The sequence below is a fragment of the Arthrobacter sp. JZ12 genome (assembly GCF_035189165.1).
Lineage (GTDB): Bacteria > Actinomycetota > Actinomycetes > Actinomycetales > Micrococcaceae > Arthrobacter_D.
The window spans coordinates 1,709,885-1,734,678 of sequence record NZ_CP045246.1 but is presented as its reverse complement, the minus strand read 5'-3'; the positions used below and the strand labels follow the sequence as shown (position 1 = coordinate 1,734,678).

The window sequence follows — 24,794 nt, the reverse complement described above, 5'->3', positions numbered from 1 at the left end:
GCCACCCCCACTGATCAGGAGTCAAGAACGTGTCACCCGCCCCTGCTGCATCAGCTTCCGTGAGCTGGAGGGACCTTGCTCCGGCCCCGGTCATCTTGCTCCTGGGGCCGGAGGATTACCTGGCCTCACGCAGTTTCGAATCGGTCCGACGGAAGATGCGGGAGACGGAACCCGATGTCGAGAGCGTGCGCCTTGACGCGGCCCAATACGAAGCAGGAGCACTGATCGTCCTGGGAAGCCCCTCGCTCTTCGGTGGAACCAAAATTGTAGAAGCCCGCGGGCTGGCCCAGATGAGTGATGCCTTCCTTCAGGACGCATTGACTTACCTGGAGGACCCGGCGCCGGACGTTGTCCTGGTGATGCACCACAGCGGAGGAACCCGGGGCAAGAAGCTGCTCGACCGGCTGAAGGCAGGCAAGGCGGTCCTCGTGGAATGCCAGCCCCTGAAGAAGGACTCCGACAAGGTGGACTTCGTAGCTACAGAGTTCCGGGCCGCGCGGCGACGTGCGGAGCCTGAGGCGCTGCGATCCCTGGTGGCGGCCGTGGGTTCGAGCCTCTCGGAGCTCGCGGCGGCATGCCAGCAGCTGATCTCCGATACAGAGGGAACAATCACGGCCGAAACGGTGGAGAAGTATTACGGCGGCCGCGTCGAGGCGACGGGGTTCAAGGTGGCAGATGCGGCCCTGGCCGGGCGCGGCGGGCAGGCGCTGGGCATGCTGCGTCATGCCCTGTCCACCGGCGCTGACCCGGTGCCGCTGGTCGCGGCGCTGGCAATGAAGCTGCGCGCGGTGGCGAAGGTCTACGGCGTACGTGGCAGTTCCGCGCAACTCGCGAAGGATTTGGGAATGGCGCCCTGGCAGGTCGACCAGGCACGGCGGGAAGCCCAGCGCTGGACGCCGGAAGGCCTGAACTACTGCATCCAGGTGCTGGCCGAGGCAGATGCACAAGTGAAGGGCGAGGCACGGGATCCCGTTTATGCGGTGGAACGGGCGGTCACCGCGATCTCGCTGGGGGAGCGCGCTGACACACCGGCTGCTATACGGCGCGCTGTTTCCTAGCGATCCGCGCCGGTGCAGTACCGTTTCCGGCAGGTTGCTCCGTGCCGCAACAGCAAAAACGGCCGGCCCCGAAAGAGGGCCGGCCGTCTGGCTTAGGAACGAAGCCGAATGCTGGTGGTCCTAGGCGAGGCCGTTGACCCGCTTGGCGATACCCGACTTGCGGTTTGCAGCGTTGTTCTTGTGCAGAACACCCTTGCTCACGGCCTTGTCCAGCTTGCGGCTGGCAACGGCGAGCGCTGCGACGGCGGCATCCTTGTCAGTGGACTCCACGGCGGTGTTCACAGCGCGGATAGCGGTCTTCAGTTCAGACTTGACCGAGTTGTTGCGCTGGCGCGCCTTCTCGTTGGTGAGGATGCGCTTCTTCTGGGACTTGATATTTGCCACGTATAAGACTCTCTATTGTATTGCGGACTGGTCGGTGAGGGATTTTCCGGCGAACCATAGACTGAGCGGCGTGGGGATACCGTGGCGGTTCAACCGAAGTGCCCGTCGACCTGCGCGGACACACAGCTATAAAGAATACCAGACAATGCACCTCGCGGCAGGAAGCACGGCGGTGTGGCGGCCTGCGGCCGTGGCCTCACCTGCCCTGCCGCCCGGCGGCGTCGTCCAGGTTGCTGATCACGCGGTCGAAGGTCGGCCGGTCGAGAGTGGCGCCGATCCGCCGGACGTCGTTCGGTTGAATTCGGATAATCCGCTCAAGGTTGACCTCGCTGGGCCTGCCCTTGCGGTCCCACGGCCCGCTCCCGATGTCGATGTAGCCGCTATGCCGGCTCGATTCGTTATTCCGGTCCCTTGAGGTGAGCATGAGCGCCAGTAGGGAGCTTCCGTCCCTACCGACAATGAGTACCGGCCGGTCTTTGCCCTGGGACGGGTCTTCCTCATAGGGCACCCAGGTCCATACAATCTCGCCGGGATCAGCGGTCGCGCCGGGAGAGGGTGCGTACCCGTACTCGGGATCCCGACGCGGGCGCGTACTGACGCCCGGCCGCTCGTGTAGTCGGCGCTCCGGCTGCGGCTGAACCGGTCGGGTTCGAAGCGACTTCAGTGCTGCCGCTGCAATGCGGACAAGTGACCGACCCAGAGATGGCATGGAGCCAGAGTACCTTCCGGTGTTGGACCGGTGTTGGACCGGAACCGCTGATTGCGACGTCAACTGGTACCCGTGGGAGAATGGAAGACGCACCATTTGAGCGCACCCACGCAACCGCCGTCGTCGTGCCCGCGCACATGCTGTCCACAGTCCCAATCATTGCCGGCGACGCAACCGAGAAGTAAGAGGTACCGAGTGTCACCCATGGCCCGCACCGCACCGGTGCCCGCTGCCACGGATCCTGCGATCATCAGGAACTTCTGCATCATCGCGCATATCGACCACGGCAAGTCCACCCTCGCGGACCGGATGCTCCAGCTCACCGGGGTGGTTGAGCAGCGCGATATGAAGGCGCAGTACCTCGACCGCATGGATATCGAGCGGGAGCGCGGTATCACCATCAAGTCGCAGGCCGTTCGACTGCCCTGGGAACTCGACGGTGTCAGCTACGCCCTGAACATGATCGACACGCCGGGCCACGTTGACTTCACCTACGAGGTTTCCCGGTCACTGGCGGCGTGCGAGGGAGCTATCCTGCTGGTCGATGCCGCGCAGGGTATCGAGGCACAGACTCTCGCGAACCTCTACCTTGCGATGGAAAATGACCTCACCATCATTCCGGTGCTCAACAAGATCGACCTCCCGGCTGCCCAGCCGGAGAAGTACGCCGCTGAACTGGCTAACCTGATCGGCGGCGATCCGGAGGACGTGCTGCTGGTCTCGGGCAAGACCGGTGTGGGCGTTGAGGCGCTTCTGGACAAGATCGTCAGGGACCTGCCCGCGCCCGTCGGAGACGCCGATGCTCCCGCCCGCGCAATGATCTTCGACTCGGTCTACGACACCTACAGGGGTGTTGTGACTTACGTTCGAGTCGTCGACGGTCACCTCAATCCCCGCGAGCGGATCCAGATGATGTCCACCCGCGCAAGCCACGAGTTGCTTGAGATCGGCGTCAGCTCGCCTGAACCCACTCCGACCAACGGTCTTGGTGTCGGCGAAGTGGGCTACCTGATCACCGGCGTGAAGGACGTGCGCCAGTCCAAGGTCGGCGACACCGTAACCAACCTTGCCAAGCCGGCGGCGCAGTCCCTGGGCGGCTACCAGGATCCCAAGCCGATGGTCTTCTCCGGACTCTATCCGCTGGACGGCACCGACTACCCGGTGCTGCGTGATGCGCTCGACAAGCTCAAGCTCAATGACGCCGCACTGGTCTATGAGCCCGAGACTTCCGCAGCGCTCGGGTTCGGCTTCCGCGTCGGATTCCTCGGCCTGCTGCACCTCGAGATCGTCCGCGAACGCCTGGAACGCGAGTTCAACCTGGACCTCATCTCGACCGCGCCCAACGTTGTCTACGAGGTCACCCTCGAGGACAAGAGCGTTGTCACTGTCACCAATCCCAGCGAGTATCCCGTGGGCAAGGTCTCGGAGGTGCGGGAGCCGATGGTTTCGGCGACCATCCTTGCACCCAACGAATTCGTGGGCGCAATCATGGAGCTGTGCCAGCAGCGGCGCGGACAGATGAAGGGCATGGACTACCTCTCCGAGGACCGTGTGGAGCTGCGCTACTGGCTTCCCCTGGCGGAGATCGTCTTCGACTTCTTCGACCTGCTGAAGTCGAAGACCCGCGGATACGCCTCGCTTGACTGGAAGGCCGACGGGGAGCAGGTCGCCGACCTCGTGAAGGTCGACATCCTGCTTCAGGGCGAGCAGGTGGATGCGTTCAGCGCCATCACACACCGGGACAAGGCCTATGCCTACGGGGTCATGATCACCGGCAAGCTGCGCGAACTGATTCCGCGCCAGCAGTTCGAGGTTCCCATCCAGGCTGCCATCGGGTCACGCATCATCGCGAGGGAAAATATCCGCGCCATCCGGAAGGACGTCCTGGCCAAGTGCTACGGCGGTGACATCACCCGGAAGCGGAAGCTCCTCGAGAAGCAGAAGGAAGGCAAGAAGCGCATGAAGATGGTGGGACGGGTGGAAGTCCCGCAGGAAGCCTTCATTGCCGCCCTCTCATCGGACAGTACCAAGGACAAAGCCAAGAAGTGACGTTCGTGTTTCACCCGGGAATCCGTCGTGCCTAGCGCCCTGCCGCTGGGCGACCCTGCTCCTTCCGACGGCTTGCTGCCGCCGTCGGCCGCTGTAGGTTCCGCCGGACGGGATTTTGGCCTGTATGTCCACATTCCCTTCTGCGCGGTCCGCTGCGGCTACTGCGACTTCAACACCTACACGGCCTCGGAGCTGGGCGGCGGGGCGTCCCAGGCTGCCTATTCCGAGACTGTTCGCAGCGAGCTGCGCTTTGGCGCCCGCGTACTGGAGGAGTCGGGTGTAACGACGCGTCCCCTTCGAACTGTTTTCTTCGGAGGCGGGACCCCCACGCTGCTGCCCGCAGCCGACCTGGCAGCGGTCCTGGCGGAAGCCAGGGAACTGTGGGGTCTCGAACCGGGTGCCGAGGTGACCACGGAGGCCAATCCGGATTCGGTGACACCAGAGTCGCTTGAGACACTCGCTCGTGCAGGCTTCACGAGGATCTCCTTCGGCATGCAATCTGCGGTGTCCCACGTCCTCGCGGTTCTGGACCGCACCCACTCGCCCGAACGGGTGCCGCTGGCTGTCCGCTGGGCCCGGGAGGCGGGATTGAGCGTGAGCCTGGACCTGATCTACGGCACACCGGGCGAGCGGATTGAGGACTGGAAGGCATCGCTCGACGCGGCCCTCTCGCTCGAACCGGACCATCTGTCCGCGTACGCCCTGATTATCGAGGAAGGCACGCGCCTTGCCGCCCGTATGCGCCGCGGGCAGGTGCCTCCCATTGACGACGACGACCATGCGGACAAGTACGAACTCGCCGAGGACACTCTGCGGGCGGCCGGGATGGCTTGGTACGAGGTAAGCAACTGGGCTCGTACCGAGGCGGATCAGTGCCGACATAATCTCGCGTACTGGAAGGGCCAGGACTGGTGGGGCGCGGGGCCGGGTGCTCACTCGCACGTGGGCGGTACCCGGTGGTGGAACGTCAAGCACCCGACCGCCTACGCACAGCGCGTCGGGGCGGGGGAGTCACCGGCAGCCGGACGGGAGATCCTCGACGACGAGGCTCGCTATGTTGAGGATGTTCTGCTGCGCGCCCGGCTGGCCGAGGGGCTGCCCGTGGATCACCTGCAGCCGGAGGGTCGCCGTGCGGTAGCGGGCCTCATTGCCGACCGGTTGATTGAACCCGCAGCGGCTTTCCAGGGCGCCGTGCGCCTGAGCGCGCGCGGACGGCTGCTCGCCGACGCCGTGGTGCGGCGCTTGCTTCCGGACTGAGCCGCCTGCTTGCCGAGGGAGCATTCGGCGGGAACGGCCGGCTTCGGAGACCCTAGTGGAAGATTCGCAGGTTGAAGGGGTAGCGGTAGGGCCTTCCGCGGTTCACCTGGATGCCGGCAGCCACCGAGAACGCAGCAAGTGTCACCCAGATGAGCGCATTGATCACCGCGAAGATGCCGCCGATGCCGGGTATGAGCGAGAGCAGCAGCGCCAAACCCGCAGCAATGCTCGGCGGGAAGGTGAAGTTGAAGGCTTCGCGGGACTCCTGCTCCGTGAAGGGACCGCGATCCCTGAAGATCAGGAAGATTACCAGCGACGGCACGAAGCCGAGTATCCCGAGGAAGTGGGCGAGCGTAGCCCACTGGCGATCTTCCGATGGGGTCAACGGAAGGGCGCTTGGACTGGCGCCTTCGAATGCCTCAACACGGTCCTGGGACACCGAATTCGGCACGTAATTGTCTGGCCGGCCTGCACTGTTGGACAACGGTTCTTCCTTTGGACTGTACCTATACCGCGCGCATGGGGCGCGGAACTCACTTCCTAAGGTTACTTGTTTCGCGCCGGGGCTGTAGACCCGGGGCTCCGGGAGGGCTTAGGTTGAGCGAACATCTTCCGGTGCGGTGAGGAAGTCGATGACCTCCTCGACCCGTCCCAGGAGCGATGGCTCAAGGTCCGCGTAGGTTGTCACGCCGCCGAGGATACGCTTCCAGCCCGCAGCGATGTCAGCCTGGGTTTGGTGCGGCCAGCCCAGCCGGCTGAGGATGCCGACTTTCCACTCCTCGTTGCGGGGGATCACCGGCCAGGCCTCAAGGCCGAGCGCACGGGGTTTCACCGCCTGCCAGACGTCCACGTAGGGGTGCCCGACGATCAGCACGTTCCCCGCCGCTCCCGGCACGGCCATCGCTTCCGCAGCGATGCGTGCTTCCTTCGAGCCGTCCACCAGATGATCCACCAGGATTCCCAGCCGGCGCCCCGGAGCGGGACGGAAGCCGCGTACGGCCGATGCCAGGTCATCGACGCCGTGGAGGGGCTCGACGACGATCCCTTCCACCCGCAGGTCATCTCCCCAGACCTTCTCCACGAGCTCGGCATCGTGGCGTCCCTCTACCCAGATCCTGCTGGACAGGGCTACCCGCGCGCGCTGGTCGGCAACCCGTACGGATCCTGATGCCGTCCGGTTCGACGGCGCTACCGAGCGTTGCAGGGCAGGTACAACTTCGACCGGTGTCCCGTCGACATGGAAACCGAAGCCGAGGGGGAATGTGCGCCGCTTCCCTTTGCGATCTTCCAGAATCATGACGTGCATCCCGCCGGACTTCTCGGTCCGGAGGATTTCGCCGACGAAGCCGCTCTGTACATCTTCAAGAACGACGCCGGGCTGCGCCTCGACCTTTTGGAGTACAGTGCGCGCGGGCGTGGAAAGGTCCTGTGCACCCCACTGGTGATACGACATGTGACCTCTCTCGCTTCCGGAAAATCGGCACGCACAGCCGAGCCGTGCCAATGCTAACAATCACGGCGAAGGTATTAGACTTGGCACTTAGGTGTGTTGAGTGCTAACTCGTGAGAGCGGAAGGTTGCCCCTGACCGGGCAGAGAACAGTCCACATTCGGAGGTGAACATGAGCGAGCCGCGACGGCTGGAGGTCCTGCGGGCAATCGTTGAGGATTACGTGCACTCGCGGGAGCCCGTGGGATCCAAGGCGCTGGTGGAACGTCACAAGCTGGGCGTTTCCTCAGCAACGATCCGCAACGACATGGCGCTGCTGGAAGAGGAGGGCCTCATCACGGCGCCCCACACCAGCTCCGGGCGCATACCCACCGACAAGGGCTACCGGCTGTTCGTCGACCGGATCGCCGAGGTCAAGCCGTTGTCGGCTCCTGAGCGCCGCGCAATCCGCAATTTGCTCGAAAGCGCCGAGGATCTCGATGACGTCCTCGACCGCACGGTCAGGCTGTTGGCACAGCTGACCAACCAGGTTGCAGTGGTCCAGTATCCGCATCTGGGCGCCGCTTCCGTCCGCCATATCGAGTTCGTCCTCCTCGCACCCGGACGTGTCCTGGTTGTCCTGATCTCCACGAATGGGTCCGTGCTGCAGCGCGTTGTCCAGGTGCCGGCCGATGCACAGGAGCCTGACCTCGCCGACCTGAGGCACAGGATTCTCGAGAAGCTGTCCGGCGTGCGCTTGCCCGCCGTCCCGCAGCAATTGGCCGCGTGCGCAGCGGAATTCCCACCTGACCTCAAGGACCTGGGCCTGGCGCTGACATACAGCCTTGAACAGCTGGCCGCGAGCAACCGGGAAGACCGCATCGTGCTTGCCGGAACTGCCAACCTCGCGCGATCAACGCTGGACTTCCCGTTGACAATCGGCCCCGTGCTGGAGGCGCTGGAGGAGCAGGTCGTCATGCTGCGGCTCCTGTCCGAGATGGAGCAGGACGCGCTTGGCGTTTCCGTACGTATCGGGCGCGAAAATCCGTACGGCGGACTTGCCGAGGCATCAGTCATCGCAACCGGGTACGGCCCGGACGCGCTGGCCAAGGTCGGCGTGCTTGGTCCCACCCGGATGGATTACCCGACCACCATGGCCGCCGTCCGTGCGGTGGCCCGTTACCTTTCCCGCATCCTTGATGAAGCCTGACCGGATGGCGGGCACCCAATCCGATGCCGCAGGCGCGGCAAAACCACAGGAAGTGATGTGCACTAGTGAGTAATCACTACGAGGTCCTTGGCGTGGCACGTGATGCCAGCGGCGAAGAGATCAAGAAGGCCTACCGGAAGCTCGCCCGCAAGCTGCATCCCGACGTCAACCCCGGTCCGGAAGCGGCTGAGGAATTCAAGCTCGTCACCCGGGCGTACGAAGTCCTGTCAGATCCCCAGAAACGGCGTGTCTACGACACCACCGGCAATGAAAACGGCACTGACAACGGTTTCGGCGGCGGCTACTCGGGATCCGGTTTCGCCTTCCAGGATATTTTCGAAACGTTCTTCGGGGGTGGAGGACCCAGCGGGCCGCCGTCGCGCACCCAGCGCGGACAGGACGCGATGATCGCAGTCCGGATCGACCTCAAGGATGCCGTTTTCGGTACCAACAAGAAGATCGACGTCGACACTGCGACCGTCTGCCCCACCTGTGACGGATCGTGCACGCAGCCCGGCACGTCTCCGCGGACCTGCGACATCTGCGGTGGATCAGGCCAGGTGCAGCGCGCGGTCCGGTCCATCCTCGGCCAGGTGATGACGACGGCGGCCTGCGGCAGCTGCCAGGGTTTCGGTACGGTCATCCCGCACCCCTGCTTTGAATGCAACGGAGACGGCCGGGTACGGTCCCGCCGCAGCCTCACCATCAAGGTTCCGGCCGGCGTCGCCACCGGCACCCGAATCCAGTTGGCCGGACAGGGCGAGGCCGGTACTGCCGGCGGGCCCCAGGGTGATCTGTATGTGGAAATCAGGGTCAACAGTGATCCAACGTTCCTTCGCGAAGGCGACGACCTGCACGCTACGCTGAGCGTGCCGATGACGGCAGCTGCGCTGGGCACCACCGTCACCATGAACAGTTTCGACGGCGACCAGGAACTGACGATCAAGCCCGGTACGCAGTCGGGTGAGGTCATTACACTCAAGGGCCTCGGCGTTACTCACCTGCGCGGTTACGGTCGTGGTGATTTGCTGGTGCATCTGAGCGTCGAGACCCCGCGCAATCTTGATGCTGCGCAGGAAGACCTCCTGCGGCGGCTTGCGGAGTTGCGTGGAGAGCAGTCCACGGCGGGCCAGTTGGCAAGCAGCGGCTCGGGAGTTTTTGCGCGGCTGCGTGAACGCCTCGGCAACCTCTGAGCCGGTCGCATGACCAATCAGGCCTTCTTCGGCGATCCGGCCGACGTCATCGCTGCGGGCGTAGGCGGAACGTTCGTCCTTCGGGGACCAGAAGCCCATCATGCGGCAACGGTGAAGCGAGTGGTAGCCGGGGAGACGATCGATATTCTCGACGGCCGTGGCCGCCGCCTGACTTGCACGGTCATGGAGTCCACGGCCACTGCGGTGTCGGCAACTGTCGATGCCGTTTCGGTCGACGCGCTTCCCGAACCGAGGATTGTCCTGGTCCAGGCGCTGGCAAAGGCCGACCGATCCGAGCTCGCGGTGGAGGCTGCGACGGAGCTCGGCGTCGATATGGTGCTGCCCTGGCAGGCGGACCGCAGTATTGTCCGTTGGCGCGCAGACAAGGCTGTAAAAGGACGCAGCAAGTGGGAGTCCCTCGTGCGCGCGGCTGCGAAGCAGAGCAGGCGCACGCACGTACCTGAAGTCCTCGAAGTGGAAGACACTCGGGGCCTGGCCCGCTGGCTGGAGAGTATCGGTGGGGGAATCCTGCTGCACGAGGATGCCGAGGAATCGCTTGCCGGCTACTGGTCGCGCAGCGCGGGCAGGTCCCCTGGCACGGTTGGAACGATTGCGCTGATTGTTGGTCCTGAGGGCGGTATTAGCCCTCAGGAAGTTGACCTGCTGGTGAAGTGCGGGGCAGTTCCGGTGCAGCTGGGGCGGAATGTGCTCAGAGCCTCCACCGCCGGGCCGGCGGCTATCGCTGTCCTGAATCAGCTGGCCGGCCGCTGGTAGGTGATCGCTCCTAAACGTTGAACGGCCCCTCGATGTTCGTTGTGAGCCAGTCCGTCACCGGATGCTGATCAGCTTGTCGTCCACGCTTCCGCCACCGCTGCCGTCCGGCGATGGTTCAAACACCTCCACCAGGTAGGTGCCCGGTTCCAGCGTTACGCTGAATTCGAATAGGCTCACCGAACCCGTGCCCGCCTCCACTGGAGCGGATCCGCTGGGAACGTCCTCGGCGGCAACCCCCGCACCGTCTACCCGGCGTACGCGCCATTCCAGAGCAGGCAGTGTGGACATCGTGCTGCCATCGATTATGACCGTGCGGTCTGTGGGAATGGACCCGTCCTGCGGGTTTATGATCCACACCGGAGCTACCGCGCTGACGTCCCTGTGCAGGAGCGCTCCGAGTCCTATGTGGCCGAACGCAACGAAACCTGCTTTGCCGTCGACCAGGAGCCGGACGCTGCTGGGACTGCCGCTGGCGATCTGGCCGGAACTCGCGGCGGCGGCCGTCGCTGTGTACACCAATTGCTGCACTGCGCGGCCGGCGACGTCCGCGCTGACTTCCGACGCGAAGGAGTCGGAGGAGATGTCCACTGTGATGACGTTGTCAGGTGAGATCGATGTGTTCACCGCCGAGGCAGTCTGCCAGGGGGAGTAGTAATCCTCGTCAAGCGGTTCAGCACTGGTCATTGCCCACACCGCAGCCGCAATCGGGTCGGCCGCTGTTTCCACCGGGATGAACTCCCGGTACAGAAGCCCGTTGTTTTCCCCGATCCAGTAGACAGGTAGCAACGGCGCAGCCTCGTTCGCAGTGGGGCTTTGCGCAGCAAGTTCAGGGACGCTGGCTGTCGACTCAAGCAGCACACCTGCTTGGGCTGGCAGGTTAGCCGTGGTTTCCGCAGGTTCGCCGGCTGTGCAGGCCTGAACGGCGAGCGCGACGGTAGTCAGCGCGGCAAGCCTCCAGATGCGCCGAGCGCGAGGGTGGTGGGGAGAGGTGGGGGACACTCTGCGCCTTTCCTTCCTCTCCTCAATCGGGCCGCCGGCGTCTTGGCTAAGACTCTCGAACGCCGGCGAACTTCTGTTCCTGAAGGACCAGGGGCAACTCCACAGGGGCCGCCCGGGTCCTAATTCAGCTTGGCACAACGGGGACCCGCCTCTGCGCCGGTTTCCCGAATCGCTCCCGGACTGAAACGCGATTGATACCGGGCCGTTGCTGAGTTGAGACCTTTCTCCCGTATTCGCAATCCAGCCCGTCGATCTTCGCCCGGTCATTCACGCGCTCCATTCCACGCATCGACCGGGGCCGTTGCGAGCGCCCGGCGACGTGCAGCGGTACCCTAGTAGGAGGCCTCGCGGTGCACCCGCATCGGAGGAAGTTTGAAGGAACCTACCGGGATTCGTGGCGACACAAGGAGAGATGAAAGGCCTGCGGGCCGCTAATATGACCGATTCTGCAGTGGGCATGGGGGCAGCCGGCCTGGACAGCCGGGTCATTCAGTTTGACTCGGCGGACCAGATGGTCCAGGCGCTGGGCGCCAATGATGAGGCGCTGGCCCTCATCGAGGGAGCATTTCCCGGTATCAGCCTGCACGTGCGCGGTAATGAACTCTCGATCACTGGACCTGCGACCGACGTCGGACGCACCGAGCGGCTGATCGACGAAATCCGTACCCTCGCAGCCAACAAGACTCCCGTAACGCCGCAGGTCCTCGAGCAGCTTCTGTACATGCTGCAGACCCAGGGTGCCGTGAAGCCGGCTGAGGTACTCTCGCTGAACATCCTGTCTTCCCGCGGCCGTACCATCCGCCCCAAGACGGTCAATCAGAAGAACTACGTGGAAGCGATCGATAACCACACCATCGTCTTCGGTATCGGCCCTGCCGGTACGGGCAAGACATACCTGGCGATGGCAAAGGCGGTGCAGGCGCTCCAGCACAAGGAAGTCAATCGGATCATCCTGACCCGACCGGCCGTTGAGGCCGGCGAGCGTCTGGGATTTCTGCCCGGCACCCTGAACGACAAGATCGATCCTTATCTTCGGCCTCTCTATGATGCGCTCCACGACATGATGGACCCCGATTCCATCCCGCGCCTCATGGCTGCGGGAACGATCGAAGTCGCGCCGCTTGCTTACATGAGGGGACGCACCCTCAACGACGCCTTCATCATCCTCGACGAGGCGCAGAACACCACGCCCGAACAGATGAAGATGTTCCTGACTCGCCTTGGATTCGGGTCGCGAATGGTCGTGACCGGCGACGTAACACAGGTTGACCTGCCGGGAGGAACCTCCTCGGGGCTGCGGGTTGTGAGCGAAATACTCCAGGGCGTGGACGACGTCGCCTTCTCTCGACTGGACGCCACTGACGTCGTCCGCCACCGGTTGGTCGGCGATATTGTTTCGGCCTACAGCAAATGGGACGAGTCACAACGCGCAGCGTCCGATGGGCGGCGATCTTCGGGAAGGGCGGATGCGCGGTGAGCATCGAAATAAACAATGAGTCCGGCGTGCAGGTCGATGAGGAGTCATTGGTCCGCCTGGGACGCCATGTGCTCGACAGTCTTTACGTTCACCCCGAGTCCGATCTGTCCATCATCCTCGTCGATACGGAGGCGATGGAGAGACTGCACATCGAATGGATGGATGAGCCGGGACCAACGGACGTGCTCTCGTTTCCGATGGATGAACTGCGCCCCGGTACAGCGGCCCGCCCAACCGGGTCCGGGATCCTCGGGGATGTTGTGCTGTGCCCGGAAGTGGCCATTTCCCAGGCTGAGAAGGCGGGGCACAGCATGCAGGAGGAACTGCTGCTGCTGACAACGCACGGCATGCTGCATCTGCTCGGCTTCGACCATGCGGAGCCGGAAGAGGAGAAGGAGATGTTCGGTCTTCAGCGGCAACTCCTCGCCGACTTCCTTGGGCGGGACGCACCCCGCGAAACCACCCAGTGATTACGAAGCGTCACAGATGATCGTGTTTTTGCTGGCCATCATGGCCATCGTCTTCGTCCTTATTGCCGGGCTCGTTACAGCCGCCGAGGCCGCCTTCAGCTATTTGCCGCGACAGGAGGCCGAGGCTCAACTGAACGGCCCGCAGGCAACGGCAATCCGCCGGGTGCTCGAGTCACCGGTCACCTACCTTCACGCCCTGCGCTTCTGGCGGGTGTGGTTCGAGATGGCTGCCGCTGTAGCCGTCGCTCTCCTGTTTTTCGATGTTCTCGGCAACATCTGGCTTGCCGGTCTGCTCGCCACGGTAACAATGGCGGGACTCGGGTTCGTGCTCGTCGGAGTGTCGCCTCGCCAGCTCGGGAGGGCCCATGCTGCATCGGTGGTGCCCCTGACGGCACCGCTCGTTCGTCTGCTGGGAATGGTGCTTGGTCCCGTTCCGCGTTGGCTGGTGGGTCTTGGCAGCGCTCTAGCTCCGGGATCGGCAAGGGTTGAGGCAGCCTTCTTCACCGAGGAGGAGTTCCGTGAACTCCTCTCGCGCGCGAGCGAAGCCGAGATGATCGAAGACAATGAAGCCGAGCTGATCCATTCGGTGTTTGAGCTCGGCGACACGAAAGTCCGGTCCGTCATGGTTCCGCGCACGGACATGGTGACAATAGAAACCGGCTCAACACTGCGGCAGGCAATGTCGCTGTTTCTCCGTTCCGGCTACTCCCGCGTCCCTGTCATCGGTGAGAATGCTGACGACGTCCGGGGAATCCTGTACCTCAAGGACGTGGTAGCCGTGCTGAACGGAACCGGCCACACCGAACGTGACAAGGTCGACGCCGTTGCCCGCGCCGTGCGCTACGTCCCGGAATCAAAGCCGGTCGGGGATTTGCTGCAGGAACTGCAGCGGGAATCGACCCACGTCGCCATCGTCGTCGACGAATACGGCGGCACTGCCGGGTTGGTCACGCTCGAGGACCTGATCGAGGAGATCGTGGGCGAAATCGTTGACGAATATGACTCCGAGGTTCCGGAGATGGAACAGCTGCCCGAAGGCGGGTTCCGCGTCAGCGCCCGCATGGGAATCGATGACCTCGGAGAGCTGTTCGACGTCGTGCTTGAGGACGACGAGGTCGACACCGTCGGCGGATTGCTGGCGAAGAATCTGGGGCGTGTGCCGATTGTGGGCAGCGAGGTCCAGGTGGGAAGCATCTTCCTGCGGGCGGAGCGGCTGGAAGGGCGCCGAAACCGCGTATCGCACATCCTCGCGTGGCAGGTTGAGGAAGCCGACTCCGGGACAGGACCCGACGGATTACACGACAGCACGAGGGAAACGGTGGAGAACGCATGAATACGCAGGAGTACCGCGCCGGATTTATCTCGCTGGTAGGCCGACCCAACGCCGGCAAATCCACGCTTACCAATGCCCTTGTGGGGCAGAAGGTTGCGATCACCTCCGCCAAGCCCCAAACAACTCGCCATACCATCCGTGGGATCGTGCATCGGGAGGATGCCCAGCTCATTCTCGTGGACACACCGGGACTGCATCGGCCGCGGACCCTCCTGGGCCAGCGCCTGAACGATCTGGTGGCAGACACGCTCGCCGAAGTCGATGCCATCGGATTCTGCCTGCCCGCCAATGAGCAGGTTGGGCCAGGGGACCGCTTCATCGCCGCCCAGCTGGCACAGCTCAAGCGCAAGCCCATCATCGCGGTTGTCACCAAAGCCGACCTCGTGCCCAGGGATGCACTGGCCCGGCAGCTGCTCGCGGTCACCGAGCTGGGCCGCGAGGTGCTTGGCGGCGAGGGCTGGGCCGACGTCGTGCCGGTCTCAGCCGTGGACGGCTACCAGGTGACAACTGTGGCAAATGTTTTCGCCTCCCACATGCCCGAATCGCCGCCGCTCTATCCGGACGGCGAGCTGACGGACGAGCCGGCCGCAGTCATGGTTGCCGAGCTTGTTCGGGAAGCCGCCCTCGAGGGCGTCCGCGACGAACTGCCGCATTCGCTGGCCGTGGTCGTGGAGGAGATCGTCCCCCGCGAGGGCAGGCCGGAAGACAACCCGCTGCTGGATGTGCGCGTGAACCTCTACGTGGAGCGTCCCTCGCAGAAAGCGATCATCATCGGCAAGGGCGGAGCACGGCTCCGTGAGGTGGGTACGGCCGCGAGGAAGGGGATTGAAGCACTCCTCGGTACCAAGATCTACCTCGATCTGCATGTGAAGATCGCGAAGGACTGGCAGCGCGATCCGAAACAACTGGTCCGCCTTGGTTTCTAGTCCCGGCACTTCTCGCCACAATTGAACGTTGAGCTACAGATGCCCGCGTACTCCGGGCCCACGAGCTTTCTTCCGATCCGAAAGGTCCAAGCGTCATGAGTCAACCCGGCGGTGAGCCGGCTGGAGCCCCGAACGGTATCCGCGTTGGGGCCGGCGGACGGCATCTTGGCAGGGGCGGAAGGCCTCGAGGCCTGCAGATCGTGGCAATCACGCTCGTCGCAGTGCTTGTGGGCGTTGTCGGTATCGCTGCGGTCACGCTTTTCCGTCTGCAGTCCAACGTACTGACTGAGCCGCTGAACCTTGCCACGGGTGACGAGGAACAATTACCGGTGGACCTGAGCAAGGATCCGGTCCAGATCGTGATCATCGGAAGCGACTCACGCGGTGACGGCGCCGGCGGCGACGGGGTGGACGAAGAAGCGAAGGCCGACGTAATGATGCTCCTGACCATGTCAGCCGACAGGAGCAATGTGAACCTGGTCAGCTTCCCCCGGGACCTCCTCGTACCGCTGCCCGCCTGCGAGGACCCAAGGTCCGGTAACACCAGCGAGCCGATGGCGTTGGGACAGCTCAACAGCTCGCTCTCCAACGGGGGCCCCGGGTGCACGGTGGCCGCCCTCAACGAACTCACCGGACTGCAGGTCGATCACTTCATGATGGCCGATTTCAATGCCGTTACCGAGCTGTCCCGTGCGGTGGGCGGCGTCGAGGTTTGCGTCAACCAGGCGGTGGAAGACGAGTACTCGGGACTTCAGCTGCCCGCTGGAACCAGCGAGGTCGAGGGGGAAGAGGCGCTTGCCTTCCTGCGCACCCGACACGCCTTCGGCAGTGGCGGAGACGAAGGTCGCATCCGCGCCCAGCAGTCGTTCATGGCCTCGTTGGCCCGAAAGGTGAAGGAGGAGGGCACCCTTACGAACATCCCGCGCCTCTACTCGATCGCCGAGGCGGTCACCAGCAACCTGACGGTCGATGAGCGTCTTTCGGAGATCCCCGAACTGCTGAAACTCGCCGGGCGGCTGCAGTCAGTGGATTTGGGCAACGTGGCGCTCGTGACTGTGCCGGTGATCCCGTACGAGCCGGATCCCAACCGTTTGGTACTTGATGAAGGCAAGGCGGACGACCTGTTCGAGGCTCTGCGCGAAGACCGCGACATCACGGAACCAGCGGAGGAACCCACTCCCTCGCCGAGCGCCGAGCCCAGCCCGGATGCTTCCGGAACACCGGAACCCGCCCCTGAGCCTGAACCCGAACCTGAACCCGAACCGACACCGACCGAGCTTGGGTTTGATCCTGCATTGGTACCGGTGACCGTCCTCGACGCGTCAGGTGAGAGCGGGCGCGGCGAGGAACTGCAGGAGATCCTGCTGGGCGAGGGCTACACGCAGGCTGCGGTGCAGGAAGCGGACGAGCGTCCGGCTACCCAGCTCTTCGTCGGCCCGGGTTACGAGGGCATTGCACCCTTCGTGGCGGAGTTGTTCGGTTTGAGCGATGTGCAGGTGATCTCGAGCGGCACCACGATCGGCCTGGAGTTGTCAGTAGGTAGCGACTTCACCGAGGGTGACGTGATGGAGGCCGAGACGGTGACCGGCGGCCTGCGCGGCCAGACGGCCGCGCAGGTAACCTGCCAGTCCTGATCGCTACCAGATCCGGACGCGCTCCGAGGGTGCAAGCCACAGCCCGTCACCGGGCGTGACGTTGAAGGCGTCGTGGAACTCGTCGAGGTTCCGTACAACCTGGTTGCAGCGGAACTCGTTCGGGGAGTGCGGATCGATTGCGATGCGGCGTGCCGCCTCCTCCGGACGGATGTTCTGGCGCCAGCATTCGGCCCACGAGTAGAAGAACCGCTGCAATCCGGTCAGCCCGTCGATGACGGGCGGTTCCGAGCCTTCGAGGCTGATCAAATAAGCGGCAAGGGCGATGCCCAGCCCGCCAAGATCACCGATGTTCTCCCCGAGGGTCAGCTTGCCATTCACCGGATGGTCAGGTGCCTCGGTGGGTGCAAGCTCGGCATACTGAGTGACAAGCCGCTCGGTGAGGCCTTCGAAGGCTTCCCGGTCGGCCTCGGTCCACCAGTTGTGGAGAGCACCGGTTCCGTCGAACTGCGAGCCCTGGTCGTCGAAGCCATGCCCGATCTCGTGCCCGATGACAGCGCCGATTGCTCCATAGTTGGCAGCGGGGTCCGCCTCGGCATCGAAGAAGGGTGGTTGTAGGATCGCCGCGGGGAACACAATCTCATTCATTGTCGGCATGTAGTAGGCGTTGACGGTCTGCGGCGTGAGATGCCATTCCTCTCGGTCAATCGGCCCTCCCAGTTTCGCCAACTGCCGCGCCGTCTCGAAGGCGGTCGCCCGCTGCACGTTGCCGACCAGGTCTCCGGGAACGATATTTAGGGAGGAGTAGTCGATCCAGCGTTCGGGGTAGCCGATCTTCGTGGTAAACAGCCGCAGCTTCTCCAGGGCGCGTCCGCGCGTTTCCGCGCTCATCCAGTCGAGGCGCTCAATGCGCTCGTGGTAGGCGGCCAGCAGGTTCTCCACCAGTTGGCGCATCTTTGCCTTGTGCGACTCCGGGAAGTGGCGTTCGACGTACTGCCGGCCAACGGCTTCTCCCAGGGCGCCTTCGACGACGGCGACACCTCGCTTCCAGCGGTCCTTCAGCTTGGGTGTTCCACTCAGGGCTGTCCCGTAGAAGGCGAAGTGGGCACTGACGAAATCGTCGCTTAGGAACGGCGCAGCCTGGAGCAGTACCCGAGCAGCGAGCCAGTTCTTCCAGACGCTTAGAGGTTCACTTTCAACCAGTTTCAGCATGGCCGAGAGGTAGCCCGGCTGGTTGATGATGAGTTCGGCAGGCAGGTCCGTACCTACAGTGAGTTCGGCTAGCCAGACTTCGAACAGCCCGGATTCAGAGGCGAGGTCGACGGTCCGCCGCAGATTGTAGGTCGCCTGTGGGTTGCGCCTCGTGACGGTATCCATATGCGACGCTGCCAGCCGGGTCTCGAGATCGAAGACTCCAGCGGCAGCGGCCCGGCTATCAGGCAGGTCCGCCAGCTCGAAGAGACGGGATAACAGGGCTGCATAGCCGATGCGCGCTTCTTCGAACTTCTCCTCCCGGTAGTAGGACTCATCGGGCAGCCCTAGTCCGGACTGATACAGGTGCAGCAGGTACCGGTCCGGGTTACCGGCGTCGTTGCTGACGTATGGCAGCACAAGACCCGCTGCTCCCGAGCGGGTCAGCTCGGCATCCAGTCGGACGAATTCGCTGACCGAGGTGACGCTGTCAATGGCATCGAGAACCGGACGGACAGGGGAGCTGCCTTGCGCATTGATCCGGTCCGTGTTCATGAAATCGGCGTAGAGGGTGCCCATCCGGAAGCGGTCGCCGGTGTTGTCGGGGTCATCAGCGGCATCCTCAATGATCTCGCGGACCGCGATTTCTGCGGCATCGGCCAACTGCGAGAAGGAACCTTCCCGGGGTCGATCGTCGGGGATCGGCGTCTTTTTCAGCCAGCCGCCGTTGACGTGGCGGAAGAGGTCATCCTGTGGGCGGACGTCGGGATCTACATTGGCAAGGTCAATGCCGGCAGCGGTCACGTGGGCTCCTTTGTTGGTGCGTCCTCTCATCCTAGGGGCGTGCTAGTGTTGAAGGGTGCGCGCAGAGCTGCTCCTTCTTAGCTGCCGTGGCGGGGCTCAACCGACTGGCTAGTCACTGATTGACTACCCTTTCGCAGGCCGAACCCCCGCCGCGGAGTCTGTGTTGCCGGCCAACATCCTGTGAAACAGAGCCAACAGCTCATCAACGGAAAGGCCACCATCGCCATGCGCAACGCACAGAAAACCTCCGGAATGCCGTTCCATAAGTACGTGCCGTTCCAGGACCAGATCACTGTGGAGCTGCCCGACCGGACCTGGCCGGACAAGATCATCACCAAGGCACCACGTTGGTGCGCTGTAGACCTCCGTGACGGCAATCAGGCGCTCATCGATCCCATGAGTCCGGAGCGCAAGCACAAGATGTTCGACCTCCTGGTGCAGATGGGCTACAAGGAGATCGAAGTCGGGTTCCCGTCGGCATCGCAGACCGACTTCGACTTCGTCCGCCAGCTGATTGAAGGCGACAAGATTCCCGACGACGTCACTATCCAGGTCCTGACGCAGGCGCGGGAGCACCTCATCGAGCGCACCTACGAATCGCTGGTCGGTGCCGACCGTGCGATCGTCCACCTCTACAACTCGACGTCGGTCCTTCAGCGCCGCGTGGTGTTCAACCAGGACATGGACGGCATCATCGACATCGCGCTCACCGGCGCACGCCTGTGCCGGAAGTTCGAGGAAACCATGGGTGATACCCAGATCACCTACGAGTACTCGCCCGAATCCTTCACAGGGACCGAGCTTGAGTTCGCAGCTCGTATCTCCAATGAAGTCGCCGCTGTCTTCGAGGCTTCCACCGACCGGCAGATGATCCTGAACCTGCCTGCAACCGTGGAAATGGCCACCCCCAACGTCTACGCGGACTCCATCGAGTGGATGTGCAGGAACCTGGCCAACCGTGACAGCATCATTCTCTCCCTGCACCCGCACAATGACCGGGGCAGCGGAGTCGCGGCAGCTGAGCTTGGTTATATGGCCGGCGCAGACCGCATCGAAGGCTGTCTCTTCGGCAATGGGGAGCGGACTGGAAACGTTGACCTGGTCACGCTCGGCATGAACCTGTACGGACAGGGAATCGACCCGCAGATCGACTTCTCGGACATGGACCACATTCGCCGCACCGTCGAATACTGCAACCAGCTCAGCGTTCCCGAGCGCTCTCCCTATGGCGGAGACCTGGTGTTCACAGCATTTTCCGGATCGCATCAGGACGCGATCAAAAAGGGCTTCGAGCGGATGGAAGCCGATGCCGCTGCTGTGGGAAAGACCGTCGACGAAATTCCCTGGGCCGTTCCGTACCTTCCGATCGACCCCAAGGACATCGGACGCTCCTATGAGGCAGTTATCCGCGTCAATTCGCAGTCGGGCAAGGGCGGCGTGGCCTACCTGCTCAAGCACGAGCACAGCCTGGACCTGCCGCGCCGCGCCCAGATCGAGTTCTCCGGCGTCGTGCAGCGGCGTACCGATACTGTCGGCGGCGAAGTGAGCGGCGCGGAACTGTGGGAGATCTTCCAGGACGAGTACCTGCCCTCGCGCGAGGGAACCTGGGGCCACTATGTCCTGACCTCCACCAACACGGACACCTCGGAGGACGGCCTCCTCAATATGACCGCAACGCTGGTCATCGATGGAGTCCAGCAGCGCCGCACCGCACAGGGCAACGGTCCGATCGATGCACTGCTTGGAATCCTGGGGCAGGACGGCGTTGACGTGCGGGTGCTCGATTACACCGAACACGCGCTGTCCTCGGGCGGTAATGCCCGGGCGGCCGCCTACGTCGAGTGCGCAGTGGGGGAGCGGGTCCTGTGGGGCATCGGGATCGACGCCAACTCCACCATGGCCTCCCTCAAGGCGGTTATCTCGGCCGTCAACCGCGCTATCAGGGACGCGCACTAGTTTCCTGGCACCACCCCGGTCGGGCGCGGCGCGTGCGCCGCGCCCCACTGAAGAATGGGAAAATGAGAGCGTGGCCAGATCATTCGCCTCGCGGACCTATCGCGCAGAGGGAGTCGTCCTGCGCACCTACAAGCTGGGCGAAGCCGACAGGATCATCGTCCTGTTGACCCGTGAGCACGGACAGGTTCGGGCCGTTGCAAAAGGGATCAGGCGCACCAGCAGCAAGTTCGGTGCCCGCCTAGAACCGTTCATGACGGTAGACCTGCAGCTCGTCTCGGGCAGAACCCTCGATGTCGTGACGCAGGCGCAGACCCGGGGCGCGTACGCCCAGAACATTGCATCCGACTACTCCCGCTATACAGCAGCTGCAGCGATCGCGGAGACAGCTGAGCGCCTGACTGACACCGATGGCGAATCCGCAGGTGCCCAGTACGCCCTGGTGATCGGCGCGTTTTCGGCACTGAGCCGCGGGCTGCACGCGGCCGAACTCATCCTCGATTCGTACTTGCTTCGTGCACTGGCAACAGCGGGCTGGGCCCCCAGCTTCACCAGTTGCGCGCGGTGCGGAGCCGAGGGACCCCACTCCGCTTTCTCCGCCGCACTGGGCGGCGCCGTCTGTCCGGACTGCCGGCCACCCGGGTCAGCATCGCCGTCGCCGGCCGCGATGATACTGCTCGGAGCGTTGCTTTCCGGCAACTGGGACATCGCTGATGCATCCGACGACGCCGCGAGGCGGGAAAGTGCGGGCCTGGTGGCCGCTTACGTACAGTGGCATTTGGAACGAGCAGTAAAGTCCCTCAAGCATGTGGAGCGCGTGTGACAACATTCCCCCGAACGGTGCTACAGCCCTGGCCCCATCCCAGCGGTGCGGTACCCCCGGTGCTGCCCGCCGAGCTGGTTCCCAACCACGTCGCGATTGTGATGGACGGTAACGGGCGTTGGGCAAACCAGAGGGGCCTGCCGCGCACGGAGGGTCACCGCGCGGGTGAGGCTGCGCTGTTGGACGTCGTGGCCGGTGCGATTGACATCGGTATCAGGCACGTCTCCGTCTACGCGTTCTCGACCGAGAACTGGAAGCGATCACCGGATGAGGTCCGGTTCCTCATGGGCTTCAGCCGTGATGTCCTAAGGCGCCAGCGCGACCAGCTGAATGAGTGGGGAGTGCGGATCCGGTGGGCCGGCCGGCGCCCACGACTGTGGCGATCGGTGATCAACGAGCTGGAGACCGCGGAGGAATATACGCGGGGAAATTCGGTCTGCACGTTGACCATGTGCGTGAATTACGGCGGCCGTGCCGAGATCGCGGACGCCGCGCGCGCCATTGCGGAGGACGTGGCGGCAGGCCGGCTCAAGGCCTCAGCAGTGTCAGAGCGCACGGTGCAGCGTTACCTGGATGAACCCGACCTTCCCGATGTGGACCTGTTCCTGCGCACCTCGGGTGAGCAGCGCACGTCGAACTTCATGCTGTGGCAGGCAGCGTACGCCGAGATGGTATTCATGGACGTCCTCTGGCCGGACGTCGACCGCCGGACGCTGTGGAAAGCCGTCGAGGAGTACGCCTCGCGCGACCGACGCTACGGCGGCGCGGTTGATCATGCGAAGGCCACCTGACGATTCTGGCCGTTTCGGTCATCATTGACCCTCGGCTGGTCCCGCTTCCGCATCCACCATCGGGCGCGTGTAGCACTGCACCCAACGTTCCAGCTCGGCATAAACCCGTTCGCGTACGGGTGCGGGCGAGAGCAGCGTGTCATGGAGGGCGCCGTCGAACCGGCAGACCGTCACATGCCGGCCGAGCTGCAGCGCGCGCTGGGTCATGACAGTCACGTCCAGCACGCTGTCGGAAGCAAGCATCGCCTCATTCCACACCGGACTGATCGTCGATTTTGACGAGGCCAGGACCAGCACGGGCGCGTCGATGTCCAGTCCCTTGCGCACTTGGGTGTGGCCGGAAAGCACGGCAGTGAGCCAACCGGCGCGGATGGGAAAACCGAACTGCGGCCGCCACCGGCCGTCCAGCTCCCATTCGCCGTCCGCCTGATTACTGATGCTGCGCCAGTAGAAGCCGAACTCGGGCAGCTTCAGGCGCGCTTTGGGCCGGAACCGCGTGATCGGTTCCAGCAGTCCCTGGGTGGTGCTTCGGACAATGGAACTGCCCTGCACGTCCAGCCACGGACTGTTCAGGATCAGGCTCGTAACCCTCCCGGGGAAGCGGTTGGCCCAGAGCGAGGCGATGAGGGCTCCGGTCGAGTGGGCCATGAGGGTGATGCCTGTCGGCACGGCGCCGGTCTTGGCGACCACATCCGCGCTGAGGGTATCTAGTGCCGCGGTGATGTCGTCGTCGTACTCGGAGAGGTCGCCCACGTAGCCGGGAGTCTGCCAGTCGCGGAGGCTGCGGCCGTACTTCCGCAGGTCCAGGGCGTAGAAGGCGATACCCCTGTCTGTGAAGAAGCGGGCTAATTCCCGCTGGAAGAAGTAGTCGCTCCACCCGTGGACATACAGCACGGCCTGCACGGGAACCGCCGGCTCATTGCCTCCCGTGACCCGCCGAACCACCCTGCGTGCGGTGCTCCGCAGGTCGGGCTTGAGGTCGGGAAGGGGCGGTGTGTAGGAGATGAGCGTGGCAACGCAGGGACCCTCGTCGTCGGCACCCAGGTCGAGCTCGGTCAGCGCGAATCCATCGCCGAGGTGGTCCGGCTGCCAGTTGATCCCCATGTCCTGAGGATATCCATGCACCCATCAAGTTGGAGAAGGGGCGGCAAGCGTGGCAACTTTGAAGGATGCGTATCTACCCCGTCTTCTTCCGCATCGTCTTCAGCGGCATGGACCCTGAGCGTGCACACCGGATCGGATTCCGGTTGATCCGGTGGGCGGGCGCGACGCCGGCAGGAGCGGTTCTGCGCAAGCTGACCGCACCCGCACCTGCTCTTGAGACCACTGCCTTCGGGGTCACCTTCCCGTCTCCATTTGGCTTGGCTGCGGGATTCGACAAGGAAGGGCACGGCATTGCGGCTCTGACGGACCTCGGCTTCGGTCATATCGAGGTTGGTACCATCACCGGGCAGGCCCAACCCGGTAATCCCAAGCCACGGCTCTTCCGGCTGGTGGAGGACCGGGCAGTCATCAACCGGATGGGCTTCAACAACGACGGCGCCGCGGCAGTCGCACCGCGCATCGCCGCTGCCCGGCGAACCCTGGAGCGGCGCTATCCCAACCGGCGGCCGGTCATCGGCGTCAATATCGGCAAGACGAAGAATGTCGACCTTCGCGACGCCATCTCCGACTATAGGATTTCCGCGTCGACGCTCGCCCCGGTCGCCGATTACCTGGTGGTGAATGTCAGCTCACCGAACACTCCTGGGCTGCGTCTCCTTCAGAGCGTGCGTTCCCTGCGTCCCTTGCTCACTGCCGTCCGAAAGGCAGCGGATGAGAGCGCCGGCCGGCATGTGCCGCTGTTGGTGAAGATTGCACCGGACCTTACCGACGAGGACATCGACGACGTGGCTGCACTTGCCCTCGAGCTCGGGCTGGACGGCATCATTGCAACCAACACCACGATCACCCGCGAGAACCTCGTCACGGATACCCAAACGGTCATGTCTTATGGCGTCGGCGGGTTGAGCGGAGCCCCGCTGAAGGAGCGCTCCCTTGAGGTGCTGAACCGGCTGCGCCGGGCCGTGGGACCTGAACTCGCGCTCATTTCCGTGGGGGGTGTGGAAACGGCTGACGACGTCGAACGCCGCCTGGACGCCGGCGCAACGCTGGTGCAGGGCTACACCGCATTCCTCTACGAGGGGCCCTTCTGGGCTTCGTCGATCAACCGGGCGCTCAAGCGCCGGGCAACTGTCGAGGCCAAGTAGGCGCGCGGGCCTGATCCGAGCGGCCGGACCCGGACGGGGCAGGCCCGACCTGCAGCATTGAGAAAGCGCCGGCAGCGGAACCGTATCTGGTCCGCGCCGGCGCTTCTTTATTGGACGAATCCGT

At 63.9% G+C, this 24,794-nt stretch carries 22 protein-coding genes; 15 read left to right on the top strand and 7 right to left on the bottom strand.

All coding sequences use genetic code 11. From position 1 onward, the window contains the following. Window positions 1-29: 29 nt before the first annotated feature. Window positions 30-1,058: a DNA polymerase III subunit delta gene (gene holA / locus GC088_RS08030; protein WP_323958499.1), complete on the top strand. Its 1,029-nt coding sequence runs from the start codon at window positions 30-32 to the stop codon at window positions 1,056-1,058. 120 nt (window positions 1,059-1,178) lie between these two features. Here holA and rpsT read toward each other — a convergent pair whose 3' ends face one another. Both rpsT and GC088_RS08020 read right to left on the bottom strand, forming a co-directional pair. Beyond that, window positions 1,179-1,442 (bottom strand): 30S ribosomal protein S20, encoded by a 264-nt coding sequence (rpsT, locus tag GC088_RS08025; RefSeq protein WP_323958498.1) that lies wholly within the window; start codon window positions 1,440-1,442, stop codon window positions 1,179-1,181. A gap of 196 nt (window positions 1,443-1,638) precedes the next feature. After that, entirely contained in the window at window positions 1,639-2,151 is a 513-nt protein-coding gene (locus GC088_RS08020; protein ID WP_323958497.1) for a type II toxin-antitoxin system PemK/MazF family toxin, read from the bottom strand. A 195-nt stretch (window positions 2,152-2,346) separates the two neighbouring features. Between GC088_RS08020 and lepA the strand changes: the two genes are divergently transcribed. Continuing rightward, window positions 2,347-4,200, top strand: coding sequence for a translation elongation factor 4 (gene lepA / locus GC088_RS08015; RefSeq protein ID WP_323958496.1), 1,854 nt, complete (start codon window positions 2,347-2,349; stop codon window positions 4,198-4,200). Window positions 4,201-4,227: 27 nt separating this feature from the next. After that, window positions 4,228-5,457 (top strand): radical SAM family heme chaperone HemW, encoded by a 1,230-nt coding sequence (gene hemW / locus GC088_RS08010; RefSeq protein WP_323958495.1) that lies wholly within the window; start codon window positions 4,228-4,230, stop codon window positions 5,455-5,457. Window positions 5,458-5,509: 52 nt separating this feature from the next. Here hemW and GC088_RS08005 read toward each other — a convergent pair whose 3' ends face one another. Then, window positions 5,510-5,908 (bottom strand): DUF4870 domain-containing protein, encoded by a 399-nt coding sequence (locus GC088_RS08005; protein WP_416377529.1) that lies wholly within the window; start codon window positions 5,906-5,908, stop codon window positions 5,510-5,512. A gap of 141 nt (window positions 5,909-6,049) precedes the next feature. Further along, window positions 6,050-6,910: a DUF3097 domain-containing protein gene (locus GC088_RS08000; protein ID WP_323958494.1), complete on the bottom strand. Its 861-nt coding sequence runs from the start codon at window positions 6,908-6,910 to the stop codon at window positions 6,050-6,052. Between the two features lie 168 nt (window positions 6,911-7,078). Here GC088_RS08000 and hrcA point away from each other — a divergent pair, with 168 nt between their 5' ends. From hrcA to GC088_RS07985, 3 genes are all read left to right on the top strand, one after another. Beyond that, complete coding sequence (gene hrcA / locus GC088_RS07995) at window positions 7,079-8,095, top strand: heat-inducible transcriptional repressor HrcA (protein WP_323958493.1); 1,017 nt, start codon at window positions 7,079-7,081, stop codon at window positions 8,093-8,095. Window positions 8,096-8,160: 65 nt separating this feature from the next. Further along, on the top strand, window positions 8,161-9,288 hold the full coding sequence (gene dnaJ / locus GC088_RS07990) for a molecular chaperone DnaJ (protein WP_323958492.1): 1,128 nt from the start codon (window positions 8,161-8,163) through the stop codon (window positions 9,286-9,288). A gap of 9 nt (window positions 9,289-9,297) precedes the next feature. Continuing rightward, window positions 9,298-10,062, top strand: coding sequence for a 16S rRNA (uracil(1498)-N(3))-methyltransferase (locus tag GC088_RS07985; RefSeq protein WP_323958491.1), 765 nt, complete (start codon window positions 9,298-9,300; stop codon window positions 10,060-10,062). Between the two features lie 54 nt (window positions 10,063-10,116). On the opposite strand, the gene GC088_RS07980 is transcribed toward GC088_RS07985, so the two are convergent. Continuing rightward, window positions 10,117-11,061 carry a GerMN domain-containing protein gene (locus tag GC088_RS07980; RefSeq protein ID WP_323958490.1) on the bottom strand — a complete coding sequence of 315 codons (945 nt, stop codon included), beginning with the start codon at window positions 11,059-11,061 and terminating at the stop codon, window positions 10,117-10,119. 436 nt (window positions 11,062-11,497) lie between these two features. On the opposite strand from GC088_RS07980, the gene GC088_RS07975 reads away from it, so the two are divergent. From GC088_RS07975 to GC088_RS07955, 5 genes are all read left to right on the top strand, one after another. Beyond that, on the top strand, window positions 11,498-12,538 hold the full coding sequence (locus GC088_RS07975; RefSeq protein WP_323958489.1) for a PhoH family protein: 1,041 nt from the start codon (window positions 11,498-11,500) through the stop codon (window positions 12,536-12,538). Beyond that, complete coding sequence (gene ybeY, locus GC088_RS07970) at window positions 12,535-13,008, top strand: rRNA maturation RNase YbeY (protein WP_323958488.1); 474 nt, start codon at window positions 12,535-12,537, stop codon at window positions 13,006-13,008. The genes GC088_RS07975 and ybeY overlap by 4 nt, the downstream gene beginning before the upstream one ends. A 16-nt stretch (window positions 13,009-13,024) precedes the next feature. Further along, complete coding sequence (locus GC088_RS07965; protein WP_323958487.1) at window positions 13,025-14,341, top strand: hemolysin family protein; 1,317 nt, start codon at window positions 13,025-13,027, stop codon at window positions 14,339-14,341. Next, a complete protein-coding gene (gene era / locus GC088_RS07960; RefSeq protein WP_323958486.1) occupies window positions 14,338-15,267 on the top strand; it encodes a GTPase Era in 930 nt (309 codons plus the stop codon). Before GC088_RS07965 ends, era begins: the two co-directional genes overlap by 4 nt. A gap of 95 nt (window positions 15,268-15,362) precedes the next feature. After that, window positions 15,363-16,901, top strand: a complete 1,539-nt coding sequence (locus GC088_RS07955) for an LCP family protein (RefSeq protein WP_323958484.1) — start codon at window positions 15,363-15,365, stop codon at window positions 16,899-16,901. A gap of 3 nt (window positions 16,902-16,904) precedes the next feature. Here the strand turns inward: GC088_RS07955 and GC088_RS07950 are convergent, their stop codons facing one another. Further along, window positions 16,905-18,854, bottom strand: coding sequence for a M13 family metallopeptidase (locus GC088_RS07950; RefSeq protein WP_323958483.1), 1,950 nt, complete (start codon window positions 18,852-18,854; stop codon window positions 16,905-16,907). Window positions 18,855-19,079: 225 nt separating this feature from the next. On the opposite strand from GC088_RS07950, the gene leuA reads away from it, so the two are divergent. The 3 genes from leuA (at window position 19,080) to GC088_RS07935 (ending at window position 22,421) form a co-directional block, all read left to right on the top strand. Further along, a complete protein-coding gene (gene leuA / locus GC088_RS07945; RefSeq protein ID WP_323961998.1) occupies window positions 19,080-20,810 on the top strand; it encodes a 2-isopropylmalate synthase in 1,731 nt (576 codons plus the stop codon). A gap of 70 nt (window positions 20,811-20,880) precedes the next feature. Next, complete coding sequence (recO, locus tag GC088_RS07940) at window positions 20,881-21,630, top strand: DNA repair protein RecO (RefSeq protein ID WP_323958482.1); 750 nt, start codon at window positions 20,881-20,883, stop codon at window positions 21,628-21,630. Beyond that, the gene (locus GC088_RS07935) at window positions 21,627-22,421 is read left to right on the top strand and encodes an isoprenyl transferase (RefSeq protein WP_323958481.1); all 795 of its coding nucleotides are present in this window, start codon (window positions 21,627-21,629) and stop codon (window positions 22,419-22,421) included. The genes recO and GC088_RS07935 overlap by 4 nt, the downstream gene beginning before the upstream one ends. Before the next feature lie 21 nt (window positions 22,422-22,442). Here GC088_RS07935 and GC088_RS07930 read toward each other — a convergent pair whose 3' ends face one another. Beyond that, entirely contained in the window at window positions 22,443-23,525 is a 1,083-nt protein-coding gene (locus tag GC088_RS07930; RefSeq protein ID WP_323958480.1) for an alpha/beta hydrolase, read from the bottom strand. Between the two features lie 65 nt (window positions 23,526-23,590). Here GC088_RS07930 and GC088_RS07925 point away from each other — a divergent pair, with 65 nt between their 5' ends. Beyond that, window positions 23,591-24,670 (top strand): quinone-dependent dihydroorotate dehydrogenase, encoded by a 1,080-nt coding sequence (locus GC088_RS07925; RefSeq protein WP_323958479.1) that lies wholly within the window; start codon window positions 23,591-23,593, stop codon window positions 24,668-24,670. The last annotated feature ends 124 nt before the right edge of the window (window positions 24,671-24,794 follow it).

Bases quoted from the DNA above. Each gene is read 5' to 3' on its own strand.
- GC088_RS08020 (WP_323958497.1), bottom strand. From the start codon at position 2,151: ATGCCATCTCTGGGTCGGTCACTTGTCCGCATTGCAGCGGCAGCACTG.
- GC088_RS08000 (WP_323958494.1), bottom strand. From the start codon at position 6,910: ATGTCGTATCACCAGTGGGGTGCACAGGACCTTTCCACGCCCGCGCGC.
- hrcA (WP_323958493.1), top strand. From the start codon at position 7,079: ATGAGCGAGCCGCGACGGCTGGAGGTCCTGCGGGCAATCGTTGAGGAT.
- GC088_RS07985 (WP_323958491.1), top strand. From the start codon at position 9,298: ATGACCAATCAGGCCTTCTTCGGCGATCCGGCCGACGTCATCGCTGCG.
- GC088_RS07975 (WP_323958489.1), top strand. From the start codon at position 11,498: ATGACCGATTCTGCAGTGGGCATGGGGGCAGCCGGCCTGGACAGCCGG.
- GC088_RS07965 (WP_323958487.1), top strand. From the start codon at position 13,025: ATGATCGTGTTTTTGCTGGCCATCATGGCCATCGTCTTCGTCCTTATT.
- era (WP_323958486.1), top strand. From the start codon at position 14,338: ATGAATACGCAGGAGTACCGCGCCGGATTTATCTCGCTGGTAGGCCGA.
- GC088_RS07955 (WP_323958484.1), top strand. From the start codon at position 15,363: ATGAGTCAACCCGGCGGTGAGCCGGCTGGAGCCCCGAACGGTATCCGC.
- leuA (WP_323961998.1), top strand. From the start codon at position 19,080: ATGCGCAACGCACAGAAAACCTCCGGAATGCCGTTCCATAAGTACGTG.
- GC088_RS07930 (WP_323958480.1), bottom strand. From the start codon at position 23,525: ATGGGGATCAACTGGCAGCCGGACCACCTCGGCGATGGATTCGCGCTG.
- GC088_RS07925 (WP_323958479.1), top strand. From the start codon at position 23,591: ATGCGTATCTACCCCGTCTTCTTCCGCATCGTCTTCAGCGGCATGGAC.